The 8412-nt window shown below is 73.7% G+C and carries 4 protein-coding genes; all 4 read right to left on the bottom strand.

The features are described from left to right. Nucleotides 1-81: 81 nt before the first annotated feature. The 4 genes from P1P70_RS35485 to P1P70_RS35500 all read right to left on the bottom strand — a co-directional run bounded on the left by P1P70_RS35485 (nt 82) and on the right by P1P70_RS35500 (nt 8213). Nucleotides 82-4860, bottom strand: a complete 4779-nt coding sequence (locus tag P1P70_RS35485) for a hypothetical protein (protein ID WP_319245161.1) — start codon at nt 4858-4860, stop codon at nt 82-84. 98 nt (nt 4861-4958) lie between these two features. Then, nucleotides 4959-5837 carry a hypothetical protein gene (locus P1P70_RS35490; protein ID WP_319245163.1) on the bottom strand — a complete coding sequence of 293 codons (879 nt, stop codon included), beginning with the start codon at nt 5835-5837 and terminating at the stop codon, nt 4959-4961. Between the two features lie 34 nt (nt 5838-5871). After that, nucleotides 5872-7395 carry a hypothetical protein gene (locus P1P70_RS35495; protein WP_319245164.1) on the bottom strand — a complete coding sequence of 508 codons (1524 nt, stop codon included), beginning with the start codon at nt 7393-7395 and terminating at the stop codon, nt 5872-5874. A gap of 119 nt (nt 7396-7514) precedes the next feature. Then, nucleotides 7515-8213, bottom strand: coding sequence for a GntR family transcriptional regulator (locus P1P70_RS35500; RefSeq protein WP_319245165.1), 699 nt, complete (start codon nt 8211-8213; stop codon nt 7515-7517). Nucleotides 8214-8412 lie beyond the last annotated feature (199 nt).

The following is an 8412-nucleotide window of genomic DNA, read 5'->3' on the forward strand; positions in this document are numbered from 1 at the left end:
GACTTGGGGCGTGGGGTGACTGCGGGTCCGTCGTGGCTGGTCGCGCAGTTCCCCGCGCCCCTTTCAGGGGCGGAGCCCCTTCTACGACGCGCTGGTGGTCGTCGGCCTCTTGTACATGCGTGTCGCGGTGATCTCCGTGTGCGCCGTTTCTCCCGGCTGGGGCGGTTGGGGCAGGCCCGGGCGCAGGTGTTCCTCCACGCTGATGTACTTGAGGCCCGCTCGTAGGTCGGCGTCGTTACGGAGGCGGATGACCAGGGGGAACTCCGCCAGAGCGGTCGTGTCGAAGAGGCCGGTGGTGTAGAGGAGCTGGACGCCGAGGGCGTCGGAGACCGCGCGCTGGAGTTCCAGCAGGTATGTCGCGTTGGCGCGGCCGATGGGGTTGTCCAGGAACAGGGTGCCGGCGTGGCGGTGCCTGTCCCGCCCCCGGTCGTTGCTGCGCAGCGCGGCCATCGTGCAGTAGAGGGCGATGGCGGCGGTGAGCAGCTGGCCGCCGGAGAAGACGTCGCCCATCTGGCCGACGGGGACGCGCTCGGCCCTCAGCACCGCGTCCGGCTTGAGGATCTCCACGGCGACGCCCTTGGGCTGCAGCGCGGCGCTGACGCCCCTCAGCAACAGGGACATGCCGTCGCGGCGCATGTCGGAGTTCTTCTTCACCGCTGCGCGGGTCGCCTCGTCGACGACCTCGCCGAGACGTTCGGTGAGGGTGGCCTGGTCGGGCTCCTCGAAGCGGATCCGGAGGAATTCCTGTCCCGACCACTCCCCCAGGCCCTCGGGGAGCCGGGAGAGCCGCTGGGCGGAGCGCAGGGTCGCGAGGGCCGACTCCACGAGGCCCCGCAGCCGGTCGACGATCGAGTCCCGGTTGCGCTCCAGCTGGGCCAACTCGTCCGTGAGGACCCGGAGTCGGGGCGCGAACGCGTCGGCCCACTTCTGCGCGTGCTCGGGCAGCGAGGCGGCGGGCAGCTCCCGGATCTGCTGGCGGGCCGGTGTACGGACCTGTTCGTAGCGCGTGGAGTTGGCGTGGCGTACGAGGACGTCGCTCGCCTCGCGCACGGAGCCCTCGGCGGCGGAGAGGTCGGCTGCGCAGCCGCGCAGCGAGCGGCGGGCCTCCGCGGCGGCCCTGCGGGCCTCTTCGAGTCCTCCGGGGTAGGGCTCGGGCTCGTCCTGCTCGTCGTCGGTGGAGTGGTCGCGCAGGAGGTCCCGCAGGAGGGCGGCCGTCTCGTCGAAGCCACCGGCCGCGTCCTCGGTGGCGCGGTGGGACTCCAGCAGCTCGGCGTGGGCCTCTCGGGCCTGGGTCAACGCCTCGGTGCGGGAGGCCAGTTCGGCGGTGGCCGTGCGCAGCAGGGCCTGGGCGTGGTCGGCGTCGCGCGGGAGCATTTCCTCGGGCAGCTCGGTGTGCGTCTCGCCGTCCTCCGGGGCGAGGCGCTCGGCCTCGCCGCGCAACCGGCCGAGCTGCTCGCTCGCGGTGGACATCCGCGTCTCCAGCAGCTGGACGAGTTCCTCGGCGCGCGCCGCCGCCGCCTGCCGCGAGGGCCCGTCGGAGCCGTCGGGCGACTGGAGCAGTTGCTCGGCGCGGTTGCGGACCTTGTTGGTCAGCCGGTCCAGGTCGGCGATCGCGGCGCTCTCGTCGCTCTCGGCCCGCGCCTGCTCGGCCCGCAGATCGGCACCGACGCCGACCTTCTCGTACACCTGGGACGCGGCGCGGTAGGCCTCGCGGAGGGCCGCGAGGGGCTGCCTCGGCCCGTCGGAGTCCCTCTCCGGTACGTCGTCGGGGGCGCCCGCGATCTCGGCGCGCTCGGCGCGCAGCGCACGCGCCGTGCGGCGGGCGTCGTCCGCGCCGCGCTGGGTGGCACGCCGGTCCTCGTCGGCGGCGCGGGCGCGCTCCAGGCAGGACTGGGCGCGGGCCTCGGACTCGGCCGCGTCGTCGGCGAGTTCACGGAGCTTCGCCTGCCAGCCGGCGCGCTCGCGCAGCCGGTAGGCCAGTCCGGCGAGGGCGTCGGCGGCGCGGCGGGCCTTCTGCGCGGCCTCCTGCCGTTCGTCCCGCACCTGGGCCGCCTCGGCGGCCGCCTCCTCGGCCTCGGCCCGCACGGTGCGCGCCTCCGAGAGCTCCGCCTCGGCCTCCTCGGCGAACGCGCGGGTCTCCCGCGCGGCGTCGGCCAGCTCGGCCAGGCGTCCCGCCGGGCAGCCCGTGCGCCAGGAGGAGAGCCGGGCCGCCAGCTCCCGGTCCTTCCCGAGCCGGGCCGCCAGTTCGCGGATCTCCTCGTCGCGTGCGGTGGCCCGCGCGCGCAGCGCCTGCCGCTCCTCGTCGGCGGCGTGCTCGTCGTGCATGGCCGGGTTCGGCGGAACGAGGAAGACGTCGGAGGAGGCCCCGTCGCCCGCGTCCATGGGCGGCGTCGGCGCCAGCAGGGCCGCGGCCGTGCCGACGGCCACGGCGGATCTGGGGAGCAGGGCGGCTTCGCTCAGTGCCTCGCGGGCCCGGGCGTGCGAGTCGGGGTCGGTGATGATCACACCGTCGACCAGCTCGGGGCGGGCGGCGAGCACGCGCGCGTGGTCGGTGGGATCGACGGCCTGGGCGAGGTAGCGCCAGCCGGGGAGGGCCGGGATGCCGTGCTCACCGAGGAACTCGACGGTCGCCAGGACGTCCGGGCCCGGCGGCAGCAGTCCGCCGTCGCCGAGGGCGCCGAGGATGCGGGAGTCGTCGGCCGCGGCGGTGCGCAGCTCGAAGAGGTGGCGCTCGGCGGACGACACGTTCTCGTCGAGCAGTTCGCGCAGTTCGTCGGCGAAACGGTCCAGCTCCTCGGGGGTGAGGGGGCCCTCGGCGAGCTCGCGTTCACCCGAACCGCCCGCGCCCCCCAGGCCGTTCGACCCGGCCGCACCTTCCGAGCCCCTCGCGGCACCCGAACCGCCGACGGCCTCCGTGCCGGAGGCCCGTGCGGTGGCGCCGACACCGGTCGCGTCGGCGGCGTCGGACCCGCCCCGGCGAGGACCCGGCACCCCACCCGTCGCCCTGCCCACGGCACCCGGCAGACTCAGCAGCTCCGCCAGCCGCTCCTCTCCCGCGAGGGCCTCCGCGGTGCGGCGCTCCCCGTCGTGGGCCCGCTCGGCGGCGATCGCCGCGTCCGCTGCGCGGGCGGCCGTGAGCTCCGCGCGGGACTCTGCGGAGGCGGCCTCCCGGGCGTGCTCGGAGGCGCGGCGCGAAGCCTCGCGCGCGGCGTCCCAGGCGGCGACGGCCGTCTTCTCGGCGTCGCTGGCGGCGAGGGCGGCCCTGGCCGGGTCGGCGTCGGGCGCGCTGTCGTCCAGCCAGCCCGCGCGGACCGCCTCGGCGGTCTCCTGTTCGACCTCGCCGAGCCGCTGCTTCAGGTGCCCGAGCTCGCTGCGGGCGCGCTGTGCCTCGGTGGCGGCGACGGTCGCGTCCCGGTGGGCGGCCTCGCCGACCTCCTGCAGGGCGGCCGACTTCTCCTCGCCCTCGTTCGCGAGGGTCTCGGCGCTCTCGGCGGCGGAGTGCAGGGCGCGAACGAGGTCGACGGCGGCCTTGGCGCGGGCGGCGAGCGCGGGGGCGGCGTCCCGTTCGGCCTCCTGGATGGCGGCCGCCACCCGGGCGACGCGGTCGGCGGCGGCCCGGTGCCTGAGCACGGCCTCGGCGGCCTGCCAGGCGGAGTGCAGGGTGCGCGCGTCGGCCAGCTCCCGCTTCTGCGCGGCGGCCGACTTCTCAGCGGCGGCGAGCGCCAACGAGGCATGCCGGTAGGCCAGTTCGGCGGCGATGAGGGCGCTGCGGTCACGGGCGGCCTCGGAGTGCGTGACCGCGTACGCGGCCGCGGTGACCCGCTGGGCGAGATCGGTGCCCCGCAGTCGCTCCCGGGCGGCGCGCGCCGAGAGCCGCCGCGCCAGTGTGCGGGTGCGCCGCTCGGCTCCCGCGTGGACGTCCCGGGCCCGGGAGCGCCCTTCGGCCGCCTCCACGATGCGGCCCAGCAGATCCACGGACCCGGCCGTGAATTCCCGTTCGGCGATCAACTCCGCCCGCCGCCCGAGCTTGTTGCCGAACCCGGAGACGAGGTCGGCCAGTCCGTCCGTGTCCCTGGTGTCGGTCACGGCCCGCAGCAGCAGGTCGGTGAAGTCGGAGTCCTTCTTCACCGCGAAGAGGCCGGCGGCCTCGCCCTCGTCGGCGTTCATCTCCCGCTGGTAGCGGAAGAGTTCGGGGTCGAGGCCGAGGTCCGTCAGATGCTCGTTCCAGCGGTCGTGGATCTCCTCCCAGTGCACTTCCAGGTGCGGATACGCCTTGCCCGCCTCGGTGAGGGCGTCCCGGAACCCCTTCATGGTCCGCCGTCGGCCCTGCGCGCCGGACGCGCCCTCGACGGACGGCCGTACGGCGGTGGACTCGGCGACGGGCAGATTGTCGAGGCTCAGCCCCGGGCCGGGCCGGAACGAGTACCAGGCCTCGGCGAACTTCCGTGGGTCGTTGGAGACCTGGCGCCCCCGCCACTCGCTCACCTTGCCCACGACCACGCACTCGCCGGTCAGCGTGTGCTGCCATTCCAGGGCGACGTGCCCGCAGTCGTCCGCCAGCAGGAACTTCCGCAACACCCCGGAGCTGGCACCGCCCAGGGTGTTCCGGTGGCCCGGCAGCATCACCGAGAAGATCAGCTTGAGCAGTACGGACTTGCCGCCGCCGTTCTCCAGGAAGAGCACCCCGGCCGGCGCCGGCCTGCGCGGCGGCTCGGTCGGCTCCTCCTGGAAGAACTCCGCCTGCTGCGGCGCGGGGTCGGGCACGTACTCGCCCACGCCTCTCAGGTCCAGCACGGTGTCGGCGTAGCGCGCACCGGCCGGCCCGATGGAGTAGAGGCGGACCCGGGACAGCTCGTACATGGCGGCGGACTTTCGCGGTCGTGACGGTGATGGTGCGGGGAGGAGTGACGGTCGATCGTGCAGAGGTGGTGACGGAGGTCAGGGACGGTGGTCGGGAGTCAGGAGTGGAACGGCAGTCCGGCGTCGGCCACCAGCTCCAGGTCGTCGGTGTCCTCGGCGGGCAGCAGCGTGGCCGAACCGTCGGTGACCGGGACGACGCCCAGCTCCAGCAGCTCGGCCATCGCGGCGCTGCCCGCCATGTCCCGCACCTGGAGCTGATAACGCGCGGTTGTGCGATACGTACCGCCGTTCTCGTCGCCCGTGCGCTGCAGGAAGCCCGAGTCGGTCAGAAAGCCCACTGCCTTGCCGATGATGCCGGTGGTGGACCCGGCGAGCCGGCGGGCGTCCTTGGTGGCCCCGGTGGAACTGCGTCTGGCCCAGATCCGCCAGGCCGACTCCAGGCCGGGCGCGTCGGTGGCGGGGTCGGTGTTCTCCCCCTGCTCCTCGGCCCGCTCCTCCAGCCGTCTACAGGCCTGTCGTACGAAGGCGTCGACGCCATGGACCGAGACCCGGCCGATATATCCGTCGTCCGCCAGGTCCTCGGGTCGGGGGAACGCCATCGCGGCCACCGCGAGGTGCGCCAGCCCGTGCAGGAAGCGGTCCACCGAGTCCGCGGACGTCCGCCGTGCGTAGTCCCCCATCCGCACCGCGAACACCGAGTCCTCGGCGGCCGTCACCGCCATGCCCGCCCGCGGCGACACCTCCAGGACGACCAGCCCCAGCCCGGTGGCGACGGCGTCGGCGAGCCGGGAGAACGCCGGGTCCTCGCGGTACCGGCGCAACAGCTCCCCGTACTCCTGGTCCCGGGCGGGCTGCAGCTTCGGCTGGAGCCCGAAGGCGACGAGCCGAGCGGCGTCCGCGGCGTCGGCGGGAGTGAGGGCGGCAGCCACCGGAGCGGCTGCCGTCTCCGGCTCACTCCACTCGACATGCTCACTCACGACAAGAACTCCTCGATCTCATGACACGGCGTCCTCACGCCGCCTCCCTGTCCGCTGCCATCCCCGCGGAGTCCAGCAGGGCCATCCCCACGATCAGATCCGCGCCACCGAACTCGGGATCGTCCAGCTCCGTCCCGTCGTCCACGGCGAACAGCAGCTTCTCCTCCCCCTGCCGATAGGCCGTACCGACCGGCGGGCTCGCCGCGTGGACGGCCAACAGGGCGACCAGATAGGGCAGTTCGGGATCCTGGAGCCGCGCCTCCGCCAACAGCCCGGACAACCGACGGGGCGCGTCCGCCGGCAGATCCAGCAGTTGCTTCGCCGCCGTCAGCTGCTCCTCGCTGAACCGGCTGTCGTCGGGTGTGGCGATCAGATCCGGCTCCGGCATCTCCGCCCCGAGGTGCTCCCGCTCGACGGGCGGGGTGAACAGCAGCTCCACGAGGTCCCCCACCCGCACCGAACCGGGCGTGCGCAACCCGGTGCCGCGTGCGAAGAACGCGTCGGTCACCCGCCGGGCCTGCTCCACGGGCAGCGGCAGCAGGGGCCCGACGAGATGCCCGTACAGATCTATCCCGGAGGTCGTCATCGGTGTGGCGAAGGCCTGCCGGTCCTGCTCGGCACGGAACAGCGGGCCGGCCTCCAGCAGCCGGGACTGCAGCTGTGTGTGGCGCCGGATGCAGTCCTTGACGATGTCGACCAGCTCCGCGGCGCGCCGCTTCTGCTCGGGATCCTCGGACTCGTCCCGGGCCTTGCGGATGTTCGTCAGGATCGCGTTCTCGTGGCGGTAGCGGTCGGCGACGTGGTCGAGGGCCTCGGCGATCATGTCGGGCACGGTCTGGAGCCAGTCGACCGCGCGGACGTTGCGCCGGGTGGCGTCCAGGGCCCTGCGCAGCGTCTCCGAGTACTGCACGGTCCGGTAGCGGGCCTGCTCGGCGGCGAGCTGGGCGTCGGCGAGGCGGCCCCGGCTGATCAGGACCTCCAGCTTGACCTCGGCGGCGATCTGCGCGCTGGTGACGTCGGTGTCGAGGGCGCCCACGAGCACGTTGACGGCCTCGTCGGTCGTCCGGAGGTAGACACCGCCCCCGTAGCCCGGGACCTCCTCGATCAGCTTGAAGTCGTAGTCGCGGCGGACGTAGGTGCCGTCGGGCGCGAAGGTTCCGTACACGGCCCGGAAGCCGCGGTCGACGCTGCCGACGTTGATCAGGTTCTCCAGGACCCAGCGGGCCACCCGCTCGTGCTCCTCGACGGGCCGGCCGGGCGCCTGGGCGGCGATGCGCGGGATGAGGCGGGCGACGATCTGGTCGTGGTCCGCGCCCGTGTCGAAGTCCATGTTCAGGGTGACCAGGTCGATGGCGGCGAGGGCGACCTCGGCCATGCCGTACACCGTGTACTCACCGGCGAGGTTCGCCTTGCGGGCGTCCAGGTCGTGCAGCGGCGCCGTGCAGGCGAGCGCGCGCAGGCGCCGCGCCAGTCCCTCGTCGGCGGCCGGCCCCTGCGCGGGGCGCGGCCCCGCGCTGAGCTGGGGCGGAACACGGTCCGTCGATGCGGGTGAAGTCACGGTGCACAGACTAGGTCCTGGGTCTGACAACGACCCAAACGTGCCGCCGGACGAGCCGCCGAGCCGCCGGACGAGCCGCCGGACAGGCGGTGGCGCCGCCGGACAGGCCGTGGCGCCGCTCACGGGGCGCTGTCCCGCACCCTCCGCCCGTAGACCTCGACCATGCGCCGGAGCGAGTCGTCGAGATACTCGACCAGCATGCGTTCGGCCTCGGCCCGCTCCCCCCGTTGCAGCGTCCGCAGGATGAGCTGGTTGCGCGCCAGGTACGGCTCGTACAACGTGCGCGGGTTGTCCACCACGTGGAAGGCGAGCCGGAGTTCGGCGAAGACGCTGCGCATCAGCTCGTCGGTGCGGGCGCTGCCGGCGAGGGCGACCAGTTCGCGGTGGAAGTGGATGTTGGCGGTGGACACCCCTTTCCAGTCGCCTTCGCGGGCCTCGCGCTCGCCCTCCGCGACGGCCGCGGCGAGCCCCTCAAGGCCGTACGGCGGCTCCCCGAGCCCGCGCACGACGGCGCACTCGACGAGGCGGCGGGTGCGGTAGATGTCCTCCACGTCCTCGACGGTCAACACCCGTACGAAGACGCCCCGGTTGAGCTCGTGGACGAGGAGCCGTTCATGGGTGAGCAGGCGGAACGCCTCGCGCAGGGTGTTGCGGGAGACGCCGAGGGCGCCGCCGATGCTGTCCTCCGACAAGCGGGTCCCGGGCGGGAAGAAGCCCTCGGCGATGCGGCTGCGGAGGATGTCCGAGACCCGCTCGGCGGTGCTGGTGCGCCCCAGGAGGGCGCGGTCGTCGGCAAGTCCCGTCAGTTCGGCGGCCATGCCGGAATTCAAGCGCAGAGAGGAGAACGAAACAACAGGGGTATTGAAGGATCGTTCAACGATCCTCTACCTTGCTGGACAGGAGCTCTCTCCCACCGCTCAGTCCCCCCGCACCTTTCGCCCCTCACCACGGCTCAGTCCTCACGCACTCTCCCCCTCACCGCGAGGTGCCCATGAGTACGAACCCTCCCTCCCAGGC

The organism is Streptomyces sp. MB09-02B (assembly GCF_033794485.1).
Lineage (GTDB): Bacteria > Actinomycetota > Actinomycetes > Streptomycetales > Streptomycetaceae > Streptomyces.

Coding starts and splice junctions, on each gene's coding strand:
- P1P70_RS35485 (WP_319245161.1), bottom strand. CDS start 4,860: ATGTACGAGCTGTCCCGGGTCCGCCTCTACTCCATCGGGCCGGCCGGT.
- P1P70_RS35500 (WP_319245165.1), bottom strand. CDS start 8,213: ATGGCCGCCGAACTGACGGGACTTGCCGACGACCGCGCCCTCCTGGGG.